This is a genomic window from Streptomyces sp. NPDC047853, assembly GCF_043204535.1.
In the GTDB taxonomy this organism is placed as follows: Bacteria; Actinomycetota; Actinomycetes; order Streptomycetales; family Streptomycetaceae; genus Streptomyces.
Genome location: NZ_JBIDCI010000014.1, coordinates 176,196 through 193,756 on the forward strand (window position 1 = coordinate 176,196; position 17,561 = coordinate 193,756).

The 17,561-nt window shown below is 72.3% G+C and carries 19 protein-coding genes; 6 read left to right on the forward strand and 13 right to left on the reverse strand.

Annotated features, from left to right (window positions below):
- Positions 1 to 319: 319 nt before the first annotated feature.
- The 3 genes from ACGF5T_RS25400 to ACGF5T_RS25410 form a co-directional block, all read right to left on the reverse strand.
- Positions 320 to 1,363, reverse strand: a complete 1,044-nt coding sequence (locus tag ACGF5T_RS25400; RefSeq protein WP_366767553.1) for an NUDIX domain-containing protein — start codon at positions 1,361 to 1,363, stop codon at positions 320 to 322.
- A 151-nt stretch (positions 1,364 to 1,514) separates the two neighbouring features.
- Entirely contained in the window at positions 1,515 to 1,709 is a 195-nt protein-coding gene (locus ACGF5T_RS25405) for a hypothetical protein (RefSeq protein ID WP_356606711.1), read from the reverse strand.
- A gap of 210 nt (positions 1,710 to 1,919) precedes the next feature.
- The gene (locus ACGF5T_RS25410) at positions 1,920 to 2,873 is read right to left on the reverse strand and encodes an ROK family protein (protein WP_356606709.1); all 954 of its coding nucleotides are present in this window, start codon (positions 2,871 to 2,873) and stop codon (positions 1,920 to 1,922) included.
- Between the two features lie 233 nt (positions 2,874 to 3,106).
- On the opposite strand from ACGF5T_RS25410, the gene ACGF5T_RS25415 reads away from it, so the two are divergent.
- Positions 3,107 to 4,183: a LacI family DNA-binding transcriptional regulator gene (locus ACGF5T_RS25415; protein WP_366767554.1), complete on the forward strand. Its 1,077-nt coding sequence runs from the start codon at positions 3,107 to 3,109 to the stop codon at positions 4,181 to 4,183.
- Between the two features lie 155 nt (positions 4,184 to 4,338).
- Positions 4,339 to 5,136, forward strand: coding sequence for a hypothetical protein (locus ACGF5T_RS25420; RefSeq protein ID WP_366767563.1), 798 nt, complete (start codon positions 4,339 to 4,341; stop codon positions 5,134 to 5,136).
- Here the strand turns inward: ACGF5T_RS25420 and ACGF5T_RS25425 are convergent.
- The 5 genes from ACGF5T_RS25425 to ACGF5T_RS25445 form a co-directional block, all read right to left on the reverse strand.
- Entirely contained in the window at positions 5,117 to 6,415 is a 1,299-nt protein-coding gene (locus ACGF5T_RS25425; protein ID WP_361010413.1) for a DUF6986 family protein, read from the reverse strand. The two genes, ACGF5T_RS25420 and ACGF5T_RS25425, sit on opposite strands and share 20 nt — an antisense overlap.
- Positions 6,416 to 6,570: 155 nt before the next feature.
- Complete coding sequence (locus ACGF5T_RS25430) at positions 6,571 to 7,533, reverse strand: electron transfer flavoprotein subunit alpha/FixB family protein (RefSeq protein WP_356606704.1); 963 nt, start codon at positions 7,531 to 7,533, stop codon at positions 6,571 to 6,573.
- A 58-nt stretch (positions 7,534 to 7,591) separates the two neighbouring features.
- A complete protein-coding gene (locus tag ACGF5T_RS25435; protein ID WP_356606702.1) occupies positions 7,592 to 8,380 on the reverse strand; it encodes an electron transfer flavoprotein subunit beta/FixA family protein in 789 nt (262 codons plus the stop codon).
- Positions 8,381 to 8,599: 219 nt separating this feature from the next.
- Complete coding sequence (locus tag ACGF5T_RS25440) at positions 8,600 to 9,109, reverse strand: flavin reductase family protein (protein WP_356606700.1); 510 nt, start codon at positions 9,107 to 9,109, stop codon at positions 8,600 to 8,602.
- 146 nt (positions 9,110 to 9,255) lie between these two features.
- The gene (locus ACGF5T_RS25445) at positions 9,256 to 9,651 is read right to left on the reverse strand and encodes a TlpA family protein disulfide reductase (protein ID WP_392889289.1); all 396 of its coding nucleotides are present in this window, start codon (positions 9,649 to 9,651) and stop codon (positions 9,256 to 9,258) included.
- A gap of 246 nt (positions 9,652 to 9,897) precedes the next feature.
- Here ACGF5T_RS25445 and ACGF5T_RS25450 point away from each other — a divergent pair, with 246 nt between their 5' ends.
- Positions 9,898 to 10,626 carry a lysophospholipid acyltransferase family protein gene (locus ACGF5T_RS25450; protein ID WP_356606696.1) on the forward strand — a complete coding sequence of 243 codons (729 nt, stop codon included), beginning with the start codon at positions 9,898 to 9,900 and terminating at the stop codon, positions 10,624 to 10,626.
- 21 nt (positions 10,627 to 10,647) lie between these two features.
- Here ACGF5T_RS25450 and ACGF5T_RS25455 read toward each other — a convergent pair whose 3' ends face one another.
- The 4 genes from ACGF5T_RS25455 to ACGF5T_RS25470 form a co-directional block, all read right to left on the reverse strand.
- Positions 10,648 to 11,226 carry a transglutaminase domain-containing protein gene (locus ACGF5T_RS25455; RefSeq protein WP_366768615.1) on the reverse strand — a complete coding sequence of 193 codons (579 nt, stop codon included), beginning with the start codon at positions 11,224 to 11,226 and terminating at the stop codon, positions 10,648 to 10,650.
- Positions 11,227 to 11,463: 237 nt separating this feature from the next.
- Positions 11,464 to 12,534, reverse strand: a complete 1,071-nt coding sequence (locus ACGF5T_RS25460) for a low specificity L-threonine aldolase (RefSeq protein WP_356606692.1) — start codon at positions 12,532 to 12,534, stop codon at positions 11,464 to 11,466.
- Complete coding sequence (locus ACGF5T_RS25465; RefSeq protein ID WP_356606690.1) at positions 12,531 to 13,277, reverse strand: SDR family NAD(P)-dependent oxidoreductase; 747 nt, start codon at positions 13,275 to 13,277, stop codon at positions 12,531 to 12,533. Before ACGF5T_RS25465 ends, ACGF5T_RS25460 begins: the two co-directional genes overlap by 4 nt.
- Positions 13,278 to 13,327: 50 nt before the next feature.
- On the reverse strand, positions 13,328 to 14,725 hold the full coding sequence (locus ACGF5T_RS25470; RefSeq protein WP_361010402.1) for a DUF6421 family protein: 1,398 nt from the start codon (positions 14,723 to 14,725) through the stop codon (positions 13,328 to 13,330).
- 226 nt (positions 14,726 to 14,951) lie between these two features.
- On the opposite strand from ACGF5T_RS25470, the gene ACGF5T_RS25475 reads away from it, so the two are divergent.
- Positions 14,952 to 15,635 (forward strand): glycerophosphodiester phosphodiesterase family protein, encoded by a 684-nt coding sequence (locus ACGF5T_RS25475; RefSeq protein WP_366768614.1) that lies wholly within the window; start codon positions 14,952 to 14,954, stop codon positions 15,633 to 15,635.
- A 12-nt stretch (positions 15,636 to 15,647) separates the two neighbouring features.
- On the opposite strand, the gene ACGF5T_RS25480 is transcribed toward ACGF5T_RS25475, so the two are convergent.
- Positions 15,648 to 16,196 (reverse strand): GNAT family N-acetyltransferase, encoded by a 549-nt coding sequence (locus ACGF5T_RS25480; RefSeq protein WP_356606685.1) that lies wholly within the window; start codon positions 16,194 to 16,196, stop codon positions 15,648 to 15,650.
- 75 nt (positions 16,197 to 16,271) lie between these two features.
- Here ACGF5T_RS25480 and ACGF5T_RS25485 point away from each other — a divergent pair, with 75 nt between their 5' ends.
- The gene (locus ACGF5T_RS25485; RefSeq protein ID WP_366768613.1) at positions 16,272 to 16,664 is read left to right on the forward strand and encodes a VOC family protein; all 393 of its coding nucleotides are present in this window, start codon (positions 16,272 to 16,274) and stop codon (positions 16,662 to 16,664) included.
- 104 nt (positions 16,665 to 16,768) lie between these two features.
- Positions 16,769 to 17,533: a VOC family protein gene (locus ACGF5T_RS25490; RefSeq protein ID WP_366768612.1), complete on the forward strand. Its 765-nt coding sequence runs from the start codon at positions 16,769 to 16,771 to the stop codon at positions 17,531 to 17,533.
- Positions 17,534 to 17,561: the final 28 nt, after the last annotated feature.

Here is a 17,561-nt window from a genome sequence, read left to right on the forward strand (position 1 = left end):
CGTGTTCCGCCGTCGGCAGCGCCCGTTCCGGCGGCTCCCCTAGGGGCGGTCTCGGCCGTCCGGCGCGGGTGACCGAGGTGTCCGCCGCCGCCGTGCCGGACATCGGCGGCGGCGCGCGCGTCGTCCACGCCCCGGGTACACGGCCGGTAGCATCGCGCCCCCATCGGACGGTGGCGGGCCACGACGCGGAGGTGGCCTGTTCACGGGCACGGTGCCGCGCATCGGACACGGTGCCGCGCTTGTGGCGGTGCCGCCGTGGCCGCGGGGCGGGCGACGCACTCCGGGCCTCGGCCCGGACGTACGGGGCCGTCGGCTGACGTCAGCCGACCGGAGTGCCCGCCTCCAGGTAGAGCGCAGCCCCGCGTTCCCGGGCCCGCAGGGCCCAGCGCAGCCGCTCGTAGCGAACCGGGGGGAGCAGGTCGGCCGCCTCGTCCTCGGTGACGAACCGCCAGGCGCGCAGTTCGGGGCCGGGCAGCAGCACCCGCGCCGCGTCGGCGGAGCCGAGTCGGCCCCCGTCGAAGAGCAGGCGCAGCCCTCCGTAGCCGGGGGGCACGGGCGCCTCCCAGTCGACGACCAGCAGGGCGGGTACGTCGGCGAGGCGTAGGCCGGTCTCCTCGGCGACCTCGCGCATTCCGGCGCGGGCGGGCGCCTCACCGGGTTCGACGACGCCGCCGGGGAACTCCCAGCCGGGCTTGTACGTCGGGTCGACCAGCAGCACCCGGTCCTGCTCGTCGAAAAGGAGCACGCCCGCGGCGGTGGTCTCGGTGGTGGGCTCGGGTGTCTGCACGATGTCGCAGGCCGGGACGGAGCCGGTGCCGACGGCCTCGGCGATCCGGGCGGCGGCCTCGCACGGGGTGAGGGCCCCGGTGTCGATCGGGTGGGCGTCGGCCGTCAGCCAGGAGGCGAGGGCGTTCCGGTACGGCTCTATGTGGTCGTACGACCACTGCCGTACCCGTATCTCACCGTCGGGCGCGCCCTCCGATGTCTCGCGGCCCGCTATCCGCTCCCGCAGGATCGTTTCCGCCGGAGCCAGCAGGACGTGCCGTACCGCGATCCGGCGGGCGGCGAGGCCGCCGAAGATCTCGTCGCGGTACTCCTGGCGCAGCAGGGTCATGGGCACCACGAGCGTCCCGCCGAGCTCGGCGAGCATCGCGGCCGCCGTGTCGATCACCAGGCGGCGCCAGATCGGCAGATCCTGGAAGTCTCCGACCTCGGCGAGGCGCTTGGGCGGCAGGAGATGCGCGAGTGCACCGCCGATGACCTCGGGGTCGAAGAGTGTGCTGTTCGGGATCAGTTCGATCAGTTCCCGTGCGGTGGTGGTCTTCCCCGCACCGAACGCGCCGTTGATCCAGACGACGGTCACAGGTCCCCCTCTTCTGTTGGCCCCCTGTGGCTTGCCCGCTCCACCCTGCCACGGAAACCAGGCCCAGTTGAGGGCGCACGGGAACGGCGCCGGTGCCCCTCGGAAGGGCACCGGCGCCGTGCGGTCCGTGCGGTGCGACGCGGCCCGTGCGTCAGCCCAGCTGCTCCAGGGTGTCCTCGTCCACACTCAGGCTCTCGACGGCGACGGTGTCCTGGACGGTCCCGACGGCGTCCTCGACACCGAGGTGGAGCGGGAGTTCGGCCGGGGCGGAGTGGGAGGGGCTGACGGCGGCGACGACGAAACCGGTGGCCAGGGAGGCGATGGCGAGCATGCTGCGCTTCTTCATGCCCTGCTTCAACTGCGTCGCGGCTCCGTGGTCACGGCCGGGGGCGCCGGAGCCGCAGAATCGGTCCACCGCCGGCCCGGCCCGGAACCGGAGGAGCCGCCGCCTTCCGGGGCAGGCATGGGCGCGACCGGTTCCGCATGACCGGCTTCCCGCCCGCACCCGGTCGGGCCGGACGCGCCGGGCTCGCCCCGCCCGCCCACCGCGCTCGGCTCAGACCCCCGCCGGGGTCACGCCGGCCGTCCTCGTGAGTGCCGCGGCGGCAGCGCCCACCAGCCCCGCGTCCGTCCCCATCTGGGCCGGCACCACCGTCAGGCGCTGCACGAAGGACAGGGTCGCGTAGTCGCTCAGGGCCTTGCGCAGGGGGGCGAAGAGGACGTCCCCCGCCTTGCCCACGCCTCCGCCGACCACCGCGATGTCGATCTCGACGAGGGTCGCGGTGGCCGCGATACCGGCGGCCAGGGCCTGCGCGGCCCGCTCGAAGGACGCCACGGCGACGGGGTCGCCCAGCCGGGCGGCGGCGGCGACCGCGGCGGCGGAGGTGTCGCCGTCCGGACCGGGACGCCAGCCGGCGTCCAGGGCACGCCGTGCGATATTGGGGCCGCTCGCTATGCGCTCCACGCAGCCGCGCGCGCCGCACGGGCAGGGGTCACCGTCCAGGTCCACGCTGATGTGGCCGATGTGCCCGGCGTTGCCCGTGGGGCCCGGGTGCAGCCGTCCGTCCAGGACCAGACCGCCGCCGACGCCGGTCGAGACCACCATGCACAACGCGTTGTCGTGCCCGCGGGCGGCGCCCTGCCAGTGTTCGGCCGCCGTGATGGCCACCCCGTCGCCGATCAGCTCGACGGGCAGGCCACCGGCGACGGCACGGACCCGCCGGACGAGCGGGTAGTCGCGCCAGCCGGGCACGTTCACCGGGCTCACGGTGCCGGCGGAGGCGTCCACCGGGCCCGCGCTGCCGATGCCGACGGCCGTGGCCCGTCCCCACAGCGGCGACGCCGTCAGCTCCCCGATCACGGCCTCGACGGCCCGCATCACGGTGTCGCCGTCCTCCCGGGCAGGCGTGGCGCGCTGCGCGCGGGCCTGGATGTGGCCGTGGCCGTCCACCAGCGCCCCGGCGATCTTGGTACCGCCGATGTCCAGCGCTGCCACGAGATCGGTGTGCATCAGAGTCGGATCTCCCCGTCGGACCGAAAAAGAAAGAAGGAATGACGAACCCAAGAGCACGCAGCAGACCGGCCCCCGGGTGGGGGACGAGGACCGGAGAGTGCGATGAACAGTGTCTCCCGCATCTGACAACGTTGTCCAGGCTCTATGCTCGACGCCACATCCTCATACAAACGCACGACCGACACATCCCCTCGGACGACACCGTGGACGACAGGAGCCGACGCACTCCCGTGGACGACAGGACAGGACACCGCATCGTGCCCCACACGCCCCGCCGCGCAGACCGCCTCCCCGGGAACCGTTACGGCAATCGCCCGACCATGAAGGACGTCGCCGCCCGGGCCGGGGTCGGTCTCAAGACCGTCTCCCGGGTGGTCAACGGCGAGCCCGGGGTCACTCCGGAGACGGAGCGCCGGGTCCACGAGGCCATCGACGCGCTCGGCTTCCGGCGCAACGACAGCGCGCGGGTGCTGCGCAAGGGCCGTACGGCCAGCATCGGCCTGGTCCTGGAGGATCTGGCCGACCCCTTCTACGGGCCGCTCAGCCGTGCCGTGGAGGAGGTGGCCCGTGCCCACGGGGCCCTGCTGATCAACGGGTCCAGCGCGGAGGACCCGGACCGTGAGCAGGAGCTGGTGCTGGCGCTGTGCGCGCGGCGCGTGGACGGCCTGGTGGTGATCCCCGCCGGGGACGACCACCGGTACCTGGAGCCCGAGCTCAAGGCGGGCGTCGCCACGGTCTTCGTCGACCGTCCGGCGGGCCGGATCGACGCCGACGTGGTGGTGTCCGACAACTTCGGCGGCGCCCGGGACGGTGTCACCCACCTCATCGCGCACGGGCACCGCAGGATCGGCTTCATCGGTGACATGCCCCGCATCCACACCGCCGCCGAGCGGCTGCGTGGCTACCGCGCCGCCATGGAGGACGCGGGCATACCGGTGAAGGACTCCTGGATGTCCCTGGGCGTCACCGACCCCGAGCGGGTGCGCAGAGCGGCGGAGGAGATGCTGGCCGATCCGCACCCGGTCACCGCGATCTTCACCGGCAACAACCGGGTCACGGTCACCGTGATCCGCGTGCTCGCCGAGCACTCGCGCGCGGTAGCCCTCGTCGGCTTCGACGACATCGAGCTGGCCGACCTGCTCCAGCCGGGCGTCACCGTGGTCGCCCAGGACGCGGCGGCCCTCGGCCGGACCGCTGCCGAGCGGCTCTTCCAGCAGCTGGACGGCACCCTGCTCACGCCCGACCGCATCGAACTGCCGACCAGGCTGGTCACCCGGGGTTCGGGCGAGCTGCGGCCGGCGGACTGAGCGGCCCCGTGACGCAGGACCCCACGGACGGGCGCAACGCGGGCCTACGAGCGCGGACCTCACCGGACACCACCGACGCCACGGTCAGCACGGACACCACCGACACCACCGACACCACCGACAGCACCGACAGCACCGACAGCACCGACCGGACGCTGCGGGGCCTCGGGCTGGACGGGGTCCCGCGCGAGAAGCCGCTGCTGTACCCCGGCGCGTGGCCGCGGGAGTCGGGGCTGCTCGACGGGGACCGGCTGCTGCCGCTGGACCGGCTGACCTACGAGGACCGCGTCCCCGTACTGGCCATCGGCTCCAACGCCTCCCCGGGCCAGCTCCGGCACAAGATGGCGGAGTTCGGGGTCGACGCCCCACTGCCCATGGTCCGGGCCCGGGTCACCGGCGTCGACATCGGTGTCTCCGCCCATGTGAGCCGCATGGGCTACCTGTCCGCCTCACCGGTGGGCGCCCCCGGCGTCGTACGGGAGCTGTTCGTCCTCTGGCTCGACACCGAGCAGCTCGCGGTGATCGACGCGAGCGAGGGGGTGCCGATGGCGGGCGGCAACTTCGACCGCGCCTGGCTCCCCGCGCCCGACGTACGCGTGGAGCCCGAGGAGGGCACGGTCCTGCCCGGCGCCTACGCCTACGTCAACCGTCACGGTGTCCTGCGCGGCGCTGACGGAGCTGTGCGCAGGCACCCCGGCGACCAGCGGGTGCTGATCGGCGAGCTGCTCGGGGGGTCGGCCCGGCTGCGGGGGCTGTTCGGGGCTACGCCCGAGGAGTTCTGCGCGCGGGCCCGGGCCGACCGGCGGCTGTGCGAGCGGGGGACGCGGCTGTTCGCCGAGGAAGGCCGGGTGACCGCCTCCGGCCTGGAGCGTTACGTGCGCTCCGACGGTCGGAGGGACGGCCCCGCGCCCCTCCCCCGCACCCAGCCGCCGCCTACTGCGCCGATGCCGTGAGGTCACCGCGCCGCGGCGCGGAGAAGCCCTCCAGGTCGGCGCGGGTCAGACCGGTGAGCCGGGCGACCTCGCCGATGTCGAGGGCGCCGCAGTCCAGGCCGCGCAGCAGGTAGCCGCTGAGGGCCTTCGCGGTGGCGGGCTCGTCCATGACGTCGCCGCCGGTGCGGTTGGCGTAGCGGGCGAGGCGGGCGGCCGCCTGCTCGAAGCCCTCGCGGTAGAAGGCGAAGACGGCCGCGTACCGGGTGGGGATGTGACCGGGGTGCATGTCCCAGCCCTGGTAGTAGGCACGGGCCAGGGCGCGGCGGGTCAGGCCGAAGTGCAGGCGCCAGGCGTCGTGGACCTTCGCGGTGGGGCCGACCGGCAGGACGTTGGTGGAGCCGTCCGAGACGCGTACGCCGGTGCCGGCGGCGGCGACCTGCATGATCGCCTTGGCGTGGTCGGCGGCCGGGTGGTCGCTGGCCTGGTGGGCGGCGGAGACGCCGAGGCAGGCGCTGTAGTCGAAGGTGCCGTAGTGGAGGCCGGTGGCGCGGCCCTCGGCGGCCTGGATCATGCGGGCGACGGCGGCGGTGCCGTCGGCGGCCAGGATGGACTGGCTGGTCTCGATCTGGATCTCGAAGCCGATCCGGCCGGGCTCCAGGCCGCGCGCCTTCTCGAAGGCCTCCAGGAGCCGCACCATGGCGGTGACCTGCTCGGGGTACGTCACCTTGGGCAGGGTGAGCACCAGCCCGTCGGGCAGGCCGCCGGCCTCCATCAGGCCGCTGAGGAAGACGTCGAGGGTGCGGATGCCCCGGGCCCGCACCGGAGCCTCCATGCACTTCATGCGGATGCCCATGTACGGGGCCGCGGTGCCCTGGTCGTAGGCCTCGGCGATGAGCCGTGCCGCGCGGGCCGCGGCCTCGTCCTCCTCGGCGTCGGAGCGGTTGCCGTACCCGTCCTCGAAGTCGACGCGGAGGTCCTCGATCGGTTCGCGCTCCAGCTTGGCGCGTACGCGGCTGTACACCGGCTCGGCGAGGTCGTCGGTGAGGCCGAGGACTGCGGCGAAGGATGAGGCGTCCGGCGCGTGCTCGTCGAGGGCCGCGAGTGCCTGGTCGCCCCAGGTGCGGATCGTGTCGGCGGCGAAGACGTCGCCCGGGACGTAGACGGTGTGGACGGGCTGACGGGTGCCCGGGTCGCCGGGGTAGCAGCGCTCCAGTTCCGCGTCGACCGGCGCGAGGGAGGCACTGATCTCCTCGCTGACGGCGCCCGCGAGGCTCGTTGCCACCTTCTCCTGCTGACCCATCCCACACCCTCCTGTTTTCCGCTGAACGGAATCAATAATCCGTAGAGCGAAGTTATCTGCCGGTCACGCGCCGGTCAACACCCATCCTGCGCAGACGCCGAGGCCCCCGCGACCAGGACGGTCGCGGGGGCCTCGGCCGGTGTCCGGAGGGATGCTCAGCCCTTGCGGGTCTTCACTTCCTCGGTCAGCTGCGGGACGACGTCGAAGAGGTCGCCGACGACGCCGTAGTCGACCAGCTCGAAGATCGGGGCCTCGGCGTCCTTGTTGATCGCCACGATCGTCTTCGAGGTCTGCATGCCCGCGCGGTGCTGGATCGCGCCGGAGATGCCGGAGGCGATGTACAGCTGCGGGGAGACCGACTTGCCGGTCTGGCCGACCTGGTTGGTGTGCGGGTACCAGCCGGCGTCCACCGCGGCGCGCGAGGCGCCCACGGCCGCGCCGAGGGAGTCGGCGAGGGCCTCGATGATCGCGAAGTTCTCCGCGCCGTTCACACCGCGGCCGCCGGAGACGACGATCGCGGCCTCGGTCAGCTCCGGGCGGCCGGTCGACTCGCGCGGGGTGCGCGAGGTGACCTTGGTGCCGGTCGCGGCGGCGGAGAAGGACACCGACAGGGCCTCGACCGCACCGGCGGCCGGGGCGGGCTCGACGGCCGCGCTGTTCGGCTTGACCGTGATGACCGGGGTGCCCTTGGAGACGCGGGACTTGGTGGTGAAGGCGGCGGCGAACACCGACTGGGTGGCCACCGGGCCCTCGTCGCCGGCCTCCAGGTCGACGGCGTCGGTGATGATGCCGGAGCCCAGGCGCAGCGCCAGACGGGCGGCGATCTCCTTGCCCTCGGCGGAGGACGGGACCAGCACGGCGGCCGGGGACACCTGCTCGACGGCGGCCTGGAGGGCGTCCACCTTCGGTACGACCAGGTAGTCGGCGTACTCGGCGGCCTCACTGGTGAGGACCTTCACCGCACCGTGCTCGGCGAGCGCGGCGGCGGTGTCACCGGCGCCGTTGCCCAGAGCCACGGCGACGGGCTCGCCGATGCGACGGGCGAGGGTCAGCAGCTCCAGCGTGGGCTTGCGGACGGCACCGTCCACGTGGTCGACGTAGACCAGAACTTCAGCCATGGGACTTCTTCTCTCCTGCTTGCGAGATGGGAGGGGCGGTCAGCGGAACCAGCGGCGCTCAGATGAACTTCTGGCCCGCGAGGAACTCGGCGAGCTGCTTGCCGCCCTCGCCCTCGTCCTTGACGATGGTGCCCGCGGTGCGCGCCGGGCGCTCGGTCGCGGACTCGACCTTGGTGTAGGCGCTCTCCAGGCCGACCTCGTCCTCGTCGATGTCGAGGTCGGAGAGGTCCCAGGACTGAACCGGCTTCTTCTTGGCCGCCATGATCCCCTTGAAGGACGGGTAGCGGGCCTCGCCGGACTGGTCGGTGACCGACACGACGGCCGGCAGGGAGGCCTCGAGCTGCTCGGTCGCGGCGTCGCCGTCGCGGCGGCCCTTGACCGTGCCGCCCTCGACCGAGACCTCGGACAGCAGCGTCACCTGCGGCACGCCCAGGCGCTCCGCGAGCAGGGCCGGGACGACGCCCATGGTGCCGTCGGTGGAGGCCATGCCGGAGATGACCAGGTCGTAGCCGGCCTTCTCGACGGCCTTGGCCAGGACCAGGGAGGTGCCGATGGCGTCGGTGCCGTGCAGGTCGTCGTCCTCGACGTGGATGGCCTTGTCCGCGCCCATGGACAGCGCCTTGCGCAGCGCGTCCTTCGCGTCCTCGGGGCCCACCGTCAGGACGGTGATCTCCACGTCGTCGTCGGAATTCTCCGAGATCTGCAGCGCCTGCTCGACCGCGTACTCGTCCAGTTCGGAGAGCAGACCGTCGACGTCGTCGCGGTCGACGGTCAGGTCATCGGCGAAGTGCCGGTCGCCGGTGGCGTCGGGCACGTACTTCACGGTGACAACGATCCTCAAGCTCACGCCGGCTCTCCTACTGCGTCGACATTTCAGTGCTGCCTCTTGCAGGCAGCATAGGCGCCCCAAGCGGCCGATCCCGGTCGGGGCGACCCGCGCTCCGCCCGGAATATTACTCGTCAGTACATCCAGTTCTTTCCCGCTAAGCAAGCGCTTTGAACTGTGACCTTCGCAACGCAGCGTAACCGGAACCCGACGCCCCCGCAGAAGCGCCCCGGAGGGGGGTCACTCCCGCAGTCCGTTGTATCGCCCCTGGTGGTAGAGGAGCGGGCTGCCGATGCCCGTGGGGTCGCCGAGCAGGACCTCCGCGAGCACGACCCGGTGGTCGCCCGCGGGCACGCGGCCGACCACGCGGCACACGAGCCAGGCGAGCACTCCGTCCAGCACGGGTACGCCCTCGGGACCCTCGCCCCAGGCGGTGGGCGGCGCGAAGCGGTCGGCGCCGCTGCGGGCGAAGGTGGCCGCCAGCTCCTCCTGGTGCTCGCCGAGCAGGTGGACGCCGACGTGCTCCGCCTCGGACATCACGGGCCAGCTCGAGGAGCCGGTGCCGATGCCGAAGGAGAGGAGCGGCGGCTCGACGGAGACCGAGGCGAGGGAGGTCGCCGTGAACCCGACGGGGCCGGCGTCACCGCGCGCGGTGATCACCGCGATCCCCGCCGCGTGCCGCCGGAAGGCGGACCGGAGCAGGTCGGCACCGGCGAGCCTCGGTGCGGCCAGGTCGGGGGTGACCGTCATACGGGGTGTCCTTCCGCGGGGCGCCTCGGTCCGGGGCGTGGGGATCGAGGACCTGGGGGCAGGCTGACGACGGGTGGCACACACAGTCAAATACGTCCCGGAAGCTGGAAGCAGTGGAGAACGCCTCACCAGTGAGGTGTCGGTCGTCACACCGCCTCGCCCAGCGCGGCGATGACGTCCGCCTTGCGCGGCTGCCCCACGGCGCGCCGTACGACACGTCCGTCGGCGTCGAGGACCAGCACGGTGGGGGTCTTGAGCACGCCGAGGGCGCGGACCAGCTCCAGGCGGGCCTCGGCGTCGATCTCGACGTGGGTGACGCCCGGGACCATGCCGGCCACCTCCCCGAGGATCCGCCGGGTGGCCCGGCAGGGGGCACAGAACGCACTGGAGAACTGGACGAGCGTCGCGCGGGCGCCCAGCTCCCCGTCCAGGTCGTTCGCGTCCAGGCGGGGGCCGGATGGATCGAGCCGCCTGCCGTCGCCCTGCCCGCCCACCCGCGCACTCCGTTCCGCCGCCCCGCGGCACTCCCGGGCACGCCTCACACGCGCGCCACCAGTCCGGTCGTCCACAGGTGCAGCGCTCGGGGGACGGGTGAGATTCCCGGATCACCGGCGTGTTTCGGCCATCGGAGGGCCGGGACGTGATGAGGATCTCGCCGTGGGCGGGCACCAAGGCTGGTACACCGGCCGTTCTTGGGGCACGATCTGCGACAAGCCGTAAACCTACGGCTGCGTAACTTTTGACTGGGAGCCCCTTCCCAGGCTGACAAGGAAGGGTTCGACCCGCCCATGGCTGAACTCGTCTACCGCCCGGTGGTCGGTCTCGCCCGCACCCTGTTCAAGGTGTGGGACCTCAAGATCGACTGCCAGGGTTCGGAGAACATCCCGCGCTCGGGCGGCGCCGTGCTGGTGAGCAACCACATCAGCTACCTGGACTTCATCTTCGACGGCCTGGCCGCGCTGCCCCAGAAGCGGCTGGTGCGCTTCATGGCGAAGGAGTCGGTGTTCCGGCACCGGGTCTCCGGCCCGCTGATGCGCGGCATGAAGCACATCCCCGTGGACCGCAAGCAGGGCGAGGCGGCGTACGCGCACGCCCTGGACTCGCTGCGGTCCGGTGAGATCGTGGGGGTCTTCCCGGAGGCGACGATCTCCGAGTCGTTCACGCTCAAGAGCTTCAAGTCGGGCGCCGCGCGCCTCGCGCAGGAGGCCGGCGTCCCGCTGGTCCCGATGGCGGTGTGGGGCACCCAGCGGCTGTGGACCAAGGGGCACCCGCGCAACTTCAAGCGTAGCCACACCCCGATCACGATCCGGGTCGGCGAGGCGATGGAGGCCCCCCGCGACCAGTACGCGGGCGCCATCACCCGCCGGCTGCGCGAGCGGGTCCAGGAGCTGCTCGAGGCGGCGCAGCGCGCCTACCCGGTGCGCCCCAAGGGAGCGGACGACACCTGGTGGATGCCGGCCCACCTCGGCGGCACCGCCCCCACCCCCGAGCAGGTGCGCACGGCCGAGGCGCACTGAGGCCGCCCCGGGCCGCCTCCCCTACGACGGCAGCCCGGGCGGAAGCGTCGCCCAGAGGTGGGAGCGGTCGGTGGCCGCCTTCAGGACGTCCAGGACGACCGGGTGCGGCGCCGCGTACAGCTGCGGGTAGTCCGCGTCACCGGCCGCGGTGTCCGGGGTGAAGGCCAGCCGCTCCCGCCCGAGCGAGAACCGGGCGTCCACGCCGGGCTTGTTGCCCCGCGGGTCCTGGCGGTGCCAGGCGCCGTCGAGCCGGACGGCGACCAACCCGTGCAGCACGCCGAGCCGTTGGTAGCACAGGGCGGTCGGGATGTCCTCGGCCCGCAGCAGCGCGGCCAGCGCGTGCGCCTTGGCGTAGCAGATGCCGGTGCGCTGCTCCAGCACGTCCGAGGCGCGCCAGGTGACGCGCGGATCTCCGGAGTCGTGCGAGTGCGGGATGGTGTCGCGTACGAACTCGAAGGCCAGGCGTGCATAGGCATACGAGTCCTCGGCCTCCTTGGCCAGCCGCCCGGCCACTTCCCGCACGCGCGGATGGTGATGGTCGATGGCATCGTCGGCGGCCAGATAGTCTGACAGGTCAGGGGACGTCTGGATCAGCTCCATGCCCGCAGAGCATAGGAACGCGATCACCTTTCAGTCAATGATTTTTCGGGTAACCGCATATCTATGCACGACGAACAGGGTGCCGCCCACATCAGGGAAGTGCCGCCTCGGCGTCACCAAGGCCTCTTCGGACGAGGACCGGCCCGGATCCGTCGTGCGGACCGGGCCGGCCGGAGGGGCCCGTGGGCGGCGGCGGACCCGCGCCGTCGGCACGGTCCCGACGGCCGACGGCGGGGTCTAGCGCGCCATCTCCTCCTTGAGGGCCGCCACGAAGGCGTCCACGTCGTCCTCGGTGGTGTCGAAGGCGCACATCCAGCGGACGTCGCCCGCGGCCTCGTCCCAGAAGTAGAAGCGGAACCGCTTCTGCAGGCGTTCACTCACCTCGTGCGGCAGGCGGGCGAAGACCGCGTTGGCCTGCACCGGGTAGAGGATCTCCACGCCGTGCACCGCCCGCACGCCCTCGGCCAGCCGCTGGGCCATCTCGTTGCCGTGGCGGGCGTTGCGCAGCCACAGGTCCTTGGCGAGCAGGGCCTCCAGCTGCACCGACACGAAGCGCATCTTGGAGGCGAGCTGCATCGACAGCTTGCGCAGGTGCTTCATGTGGCGCACGGCGTCCTGGTTCAGGACCACGACCGCCTCACCGAACAGGGCGCCGTTCTTGGTGCCGCCGAGCGAGAGGAGGTCGACGCCGACCGCGTTGGTGAAGGTGCGCATGGGCACGTCCAGGGAGGCGGCGGCGTTGGCTATCCGGGAGCCGTCCAGGTGCACCCGCATGCCGTGCGCGTGGGCGTGCTCGCAGATCGCGCGGATCTCGTCGGGCGTGTAGAGGGTGCCCAGCTCGGTGCTCTGGGTGATCGAGACGACCTGCGGCATCGCACGGTGCTCGTCGTCCCAGCCGTAGGCCTGCCGGTCGATCAGGTCGGGCGTGAGCTTGCCGTCGGGGGTGGGGACGGTGAGCAGCTTCAGGCCGCCCATGCGCTCGGGGGCGCCTCCCTCGTCGACGTTGATGTGCGCGCTCTCGGCGCAGATCACCGCGCCCCAGCGGTCGGTGACCGCCTGGAGCGCGACGACGTTGGCGCCGGTGCCGTTGAAGACCGGGAACGCCTCGGCGCCGGAGCCGAAGTGGCTGCGGATCACCCGCTGGAGGTTCTCGGTGTACTCGTCCTCGCCGTACGCGACCTGGTGACCGCCGTTGGCCAGGGCCAGGGCGGCGAGCACCTCGGGGTGCGCGCCGGCGTAGTTGTCACTGGCGAAACCGCGGACCTCGGGGTCGTGGTGGCGACGCGCGTCGGTCTTCGGAGGGTTCACGGCTTCTCGGTCAGCCACAGACGGTTTCCGTTCACTTCCGCGGCGGGCTTCTCCCAGACTCCGGCGACGGCCTCGGCGAGGTCGCGCACGTCCGTGAAGCCCGCGAACTTCGCGTTGGGGCGCTCGGCGCGCATCGCGTCGTGCACCAACGCCTTGACGACCAGGATCGCAGCCGCCGACGTCGGGCCCTGCTCGCCCCCCGCCTTGCGGAAGTAGTCGGCCATGGCCAGCGTCCACGCCTCGGCGGCGGCCTTGGCGGCCGAGTAGGCGGCGTTGCCCGCGGTGGGGTTGCTCGCACCCGCGGCGCTGATCAGGACGTAGCGTCCGCGGTCGCTGCGCTGGAGCGCCTCGTGGAAGGCGAGGGAGGTGTGCTGCACGGTGCGGATCAGCAGCAGCTCCAGCAGGTCCCAGTCGTCGAGGTTGGTCTTGGTGAAGCTCTGGCTGCCGCGCCAGCCGCCGACGAGGTGGACGAGGCCGTCGATCCGCCCGAACTCCTTCTCGATGCCGTCGGCCCACTCGCGGACGGAGTCCCGGTCGAGCAGGTCGACCGTCTCGCCGGTGACGGTGGCGCCGCCGTGCGCGTAGCGCGCCGCGTCGACCGCCTCGGCCAGCCGCTGCGGGTCGTTGTCCGCACCGACGACCGTCGCGCCCGCCTCCGCCAGCCGCAGCAGCGCGGCCCGTCCGGCGGGCCCGCCCGCTCCCGCCACCGCGATCACCGCGCCGTCGAGCGCCCCGTTCCCCATGGTCCTCGCCTCCCGAGCCTGTGCCTGTGCCTGCCTGTCCGTGCCGTCGCTCACGCGGCGGCCCGCTCGGCGCCGTCCCTGGTGATGCCCCGGGTCGACGCGATCACGCCCTTGAGCTTCTTGGACAGGGCCTCGTAGAACATGCTCAGCGGAAACTCGTCCGGAAGCACGTCATCGACGAGTTTGCGCGGCGGCAGGGTCAGGTCCAGGGCGTCGGGGCCCTTGGCCCACTTCGAGCCCGGGTGCGGGGCGAGATAGGTGGAGACCAGCTCGTAGCCGGCGAACCAGTGGACCAGCTTGGGCCGGTCGATGCCGTCGCGGTAGAGCGTCTCGATCTCGGCGCACAGCTCGTTGGTGACCTGGGGGGCGCGCTGCCAGTCGATGAAGAGCTTGTTGTCGGTCCAGCGCACGACGTCGTGCTGGTGCAGGTAGGCGAAGAGGAGCTGGCCGCCCAGGCCGTCGTAGTTGCGCACCCGCTCGCCGGTGACCGGGAAGCGGAACATCCGGTCGAAGAGCACCGCGTACTGCACGTCACGGGCCTGCGGGACGCCGTCGCCCTCCAGCTTCACGGCCTCCCGGAAGGCGGTGAGGTCGCAGCGCAGCTCCTCCAGGCCGTACATCCAGAACGGCTGCCGCTGCTTGATCATGAACGGGTCGAAGGGCAGGTCGCCGTGGCTGTGGGTGCGGTCGTGGACCATGTCCCACAGGACGAAGGCCTCCTCGCACCGCTTCTGGTCGTCGACCATCGCGGCGATGTCCTCGGGCAGCTCCAGGCCGAGGATGCCGACGGCGGCCTCGGTGACGCGGCGGAAGCGGGCGGCCTCGCGGTCGCAGAAGATGCCGCCCCAGGAGAAGCGCTCGGGGGCCTCGCGCACGGCGATGGTCTCCGGGAAGAGGACGGCCGAGTTGGTGTCGTAGCCCGAGGTGAAGTCCTCGAAGGTGATGCCGCAGAACAGCGGGTTGTCGTAGCGGGTGCGCTCCAGTTCGGCCAGCCAGTCGGGCCAGACCATGCGCAGCACGACCGCTTCGAGGTTGCGGTCCGGGTTGCCGTTCTGCGTGTACATGGGGAAGACGACCAGGTGCTGGAGGCCGTCCGCGCGGCTCGCGGCGGGCTGGAAGGCCAGCAGCGAGTCGAGGAAGTCGGGCACCTGGAAACCGCTGTCGGCCCACCGGCCGAGGTCCTTCACGAGGGCCTCGTGGTAGGCGCGGTCGTGCGGGAGCAACGGGGACAGCTCCTGGACGGCCCCGGCGACACGGCGCACGGCGTCCTCGGCGGCGGCCCGGTCCGGAGCGCCCTCGGAGTCGAAGTCGATCGACCCGTCCTTGGACTGCCATGGCCGGATCCGCTCCACGGCATCCTTGAGCACGGGCCACGCCGGGTGCTCCACCACCCTGCTCGCCGGAGGAACGTTCTCCTCCGCACCCACCTGCACAAGAATTTCCGTCATGTCCCATCCTCCACGGGAGAAGCTAGCGTCAGGACACCGTATGCATACGAGGTTTCTTCCAGCAAGGGAGGCCTCCGTAAATTATCCTGCCCGACCCGGTCCTCGACCGCATTTTTTCCTGCGGGGTCCTTGAGTCGTATACCAGGCGCGGCAGAGGGGAAACGGTCCGGCAGGGCCGTTAGGCTGCGCCCTGCCATCGCCGCCGTCGACGGAAGCGAGTCGAGCCTTGAACTTCCTCACCATCGGTCACCGCGGAGCGATGGGTGTCGAACCCGAGAACACCCTGCGTTCCTTCGTCGCCGCCGAGCGGGCCGGCCTCGACGTCGTCGAACTGGACCTGCACCTGAGCAAGGACGGCGCGCTCGTCGTCATGCACGATGCCGACGTGGACCGCACCACGGACGGGACGGGCGCGATCGCCGACAAGACCCTCGAGGAGCTGCGGGCGCTCGACGCGGGCCGCGGGGAGCGGATCCCGGTCTTCGAGGAGGTGCTGGACGCCGTCTCGGTGCCGTTGCAGGCCGAGATCAAGGACGCGGCGGCGGCGCGGACGCTCGCCGAGGTGATGCACCGGCGGGGCCTGGTGGACCGGGTGGAGGTGATCTCGTTCCACGACGAGGCCATCGTCGAGATCGCCCGGCTGGTGCCGGGGGTGCGGACCGCCCTGGTCGCGCAGTACTACGGCCCCGACGTCGTGGACCGTGCCGTCGAGGCCGGTGCCGGGACCCTGTGTCTGGACATCAACCGCATCACGCTGGAGATCGTGGAGCGGGCCCGCAAGGCCGGCCTCCGTGTCCTGTGCTGGACGGTGAACACGCAGGACCAGCTGCGGCTGGTGCGCGCCCTCGGTCTCGACGGCGCGACGACCGACTACCCGGAGATCAAGCGCACCGGCCGCTTCACGGCGTGAGCCCCGTGAGCGTCACGCGGGTCGGACCAGCGACTTGACCAGGAGCTCGAACCGCAGGTCGTCCCGCTGCGGTATGCCGAAGCGCTCGTCGCCGTACGGGAACGGGGTCGTCTCTCCCGTACGGCGGTAGCCGCGGCGCTCGTACCAGGCGATGAGGTCCTCGCGCACGGAGATCACGGTCATGTGCATCTCGGTCACGCCCCAGGTCTCGCGGGCGCGGCGCTCCGCCTCCGCGATGATCGTCTTGCCGAGTCCCCCGCCCTGGAGGACCGGGCTGACGGCGAACATGCCGAAGTAGGCGTGCGCACCGCGGTGCTCCAGCTGGCAGCAGGCGACGAGCACGCCGTCGCGTTCGACGGTCAGCAGGCGGCTGTCCGGCGACTTGACGACCTCGAGCACGCCCTCGGGGTCCGTGCGCTGTCCCTGCAGGATGTCCGCCTCCGTGGTCCATCCGGCCCGGCTGGACTCGCCCCGGTACGCGGACTCCACGAGGGCGACGATCGCGTCCACGTCCGCGTCCGTCGCGTCGCGGTAGGTCAGTCGGCTGGCGGCGGTGTCCATGGAGGCTTCTCCGGTTCGTTCTCGGGCGCGGCGCGGGCACCGATGAGCGTAGCGCCGCCCTTAGGCTCGGGCCGCATGGTGCATGTACTCAGCAGCCGTATCCTGATCCGTCCCACCGACCCCGAGCGCTCCCGCGCCTTCTACGGGGAACAGCTCGGCCTCGCCGTCCACCGCGAGTTCGGTACGGGTGACGAGCGGGGCACGGTCTACTTCCTCGGCGGCGGTTTCCTGGAGCTCTCCGGCCGCGCCGACACCCCGCTCTCGCCCTCGCTCAGGCTGTGGCTCCAGGTGGAGGACGCTGCGGCGGCCCACGACGAGCTGCGCGCCAAGGGGGTCGGGATCGTGCGGCCGCCGGTCCAGGAGCCGTGGGGGCTGGTCGAGATGTGGATCGAGGACCCGGACGCGACCCGGATCGTCCTGGTCGAGGTGCCCGCGGACCACCCCTTGCGCTACCGGCCCGGGATCTGAGCCGTCGGGGCGGATCGTGCCGGCTGGCCCGGGTCACGAGCCGGCCTTAGCGTGCTGGAGGGGGACGGACGGGTCTGCGGTCGAGCGGAAGGACGCCCCACGCCATGAAGCTCCACGAACCGGTGACCGGCGGGCCCTGCTGGGCCGAGTTGGGGACCAGCGATCTGGAAGCGGCCAAGCGGTTCTACGCCGGACTGTTCGGCTGGCACTCCGGGACGGAAACCCGTGCGCAGGCGGGCGGCTACACGATCGCCCGCCTCGACGGCGCGGCCGTCGCCGCCCTCGCCCCGCTGGACCGGCGGGGCCGGCCGGTCGCGTGGAACGTCTCGTTCGCCGTGCGCGACGCGGACGCCGCCGTACGGCAGGTGACGGCGGCGGGCGGGACGGTCGCGCAGGGCCCCGCCGACGTCTTCGACTCGGGTCGGTCCGTGGTGGCCGTCGACCCGACCGGGGCGGTGTTCCAGCTGTGGCAGGGGTGGTCCTTCCCGGGCGCGGAGCTGCTCAACGCGCCCGGTTCGCTGGGCTGGGTGGAGTTGCTGACCCGGGAACCCGGCCGGGCCGCCGACTTCTACACCACGGTGTTCGGCTGGACCGTGACCGCCTCGGACCGCTACCCGCAGTGGGGGATCGACGGCGCGGACTTCGGCGGGATGGTGACGATGGACGAGAAGTTCCCGCACGAGGTACCGGCGCACTGGCTGCCGTACTTCGCGGTCGCGGACGTGGACGCCGCCGCGGCCGACACGACGGATGCCGGCGGCACCGTACTCATGCTGCCCACGTCCCCGCCCGACGGCCCGCGCATCGCGGTGCTGCGGGATCCCCAGGGGGCGATGTTCGGCGTCTACCGGGCGGGCGACGAGCGCTGACGGCCACGCGCGGGCCCCGGGGGCGCCC

Bases quoted from the DNA above. Each gene is read 5' to 3' on its own strand.
- ACGF5T_RS25405 (WP_356606711.1), bottom strand. From the start codon at position 1,709: ATGAAGAAGCGCAGCATGCTCGCCATCGCCTCCCTGGCCACCGGTTTC.
- ACGF5T_RS25410 (WP_356606709.1), bottom strand. From the start codon at position 2,873: ATGCACACCGATCTCGTGGCAGCGCTGGACATCGGCGGTACCAAGATC.
- ACGF5T_RS25425 (WP_361010413.1), bottom strand. From the start codon at position 6,415: ATGGGTCAGCAGGAGAAGGTGGCAACGAGCCTCGCGGGCGCCGTCAGC.
- ACGF5T_RS25430 (WP_356606704.1), bottom strand. From the start codon at position 7,533: ATGGCTGAAGTTCTGGTCTACGTCGACCACGTGGACGGTGCCGTCCGC.
- ACGF5T_RS25440 (WP_356606700.1), bottom strand. From the start codon at position 9,109: ATGACGGTCACCCCCGACCTGGCCGCACCGAGGCTCGCCGGTGCCGAC.
- ACGF5T_RS25450 (WP_356606696.1), top strand. From the start codon at position 9,898: ATGGCTGAACTCGTCTACCGCCCGGTGGTCGGTCTCGCCCGCACCCTG.
- ACGF5T_RS25455 (WP_366768615.1), bottom strand. From the start codon at position 11,226: ATGGAGCTGATCCAGACGTCCCCTGACCTGTCAGACTATCTGGCCGCC.
- ACGF5T_RS25465 (WP_356606690.1), bottom strand. From the start codon at position 13,277: ATGGGGAACGGGGCGCTCGACGGCGCGGTGATCGCGGTGGCGGGAGCG.
- ACGF5T_RS25470 (WP_361010402.1), bottom strand. From the start codon at position 14,725: ATGACGGAAATTCTTGTGCAGGTGGGTGCGGAGGAGAACGTTCCTCCG.
- ACGF5T_RS25480 (WP_356606685.1), bottom strand. From the start codon at position 16,196: ATGGACACCGCCGCCAGCCGACTGACCTACCGCGACGCGACGGACGCG.
- ACGF5T_RS25485 (WP_366768613.1), top strand. From the start codon at position 16,272: ATGGTGCATGTACTCAGCAGCCGTATCCTGATCCGTCCCACCGACCCC.
- ACGF5T_RS25490 (WP_366768612.1), top strand. From the start codon at position 16,769: ATGAAGCTCCACGAACCGGTGACCGGCGGGCCCTGCTGGGCCGAGTTG.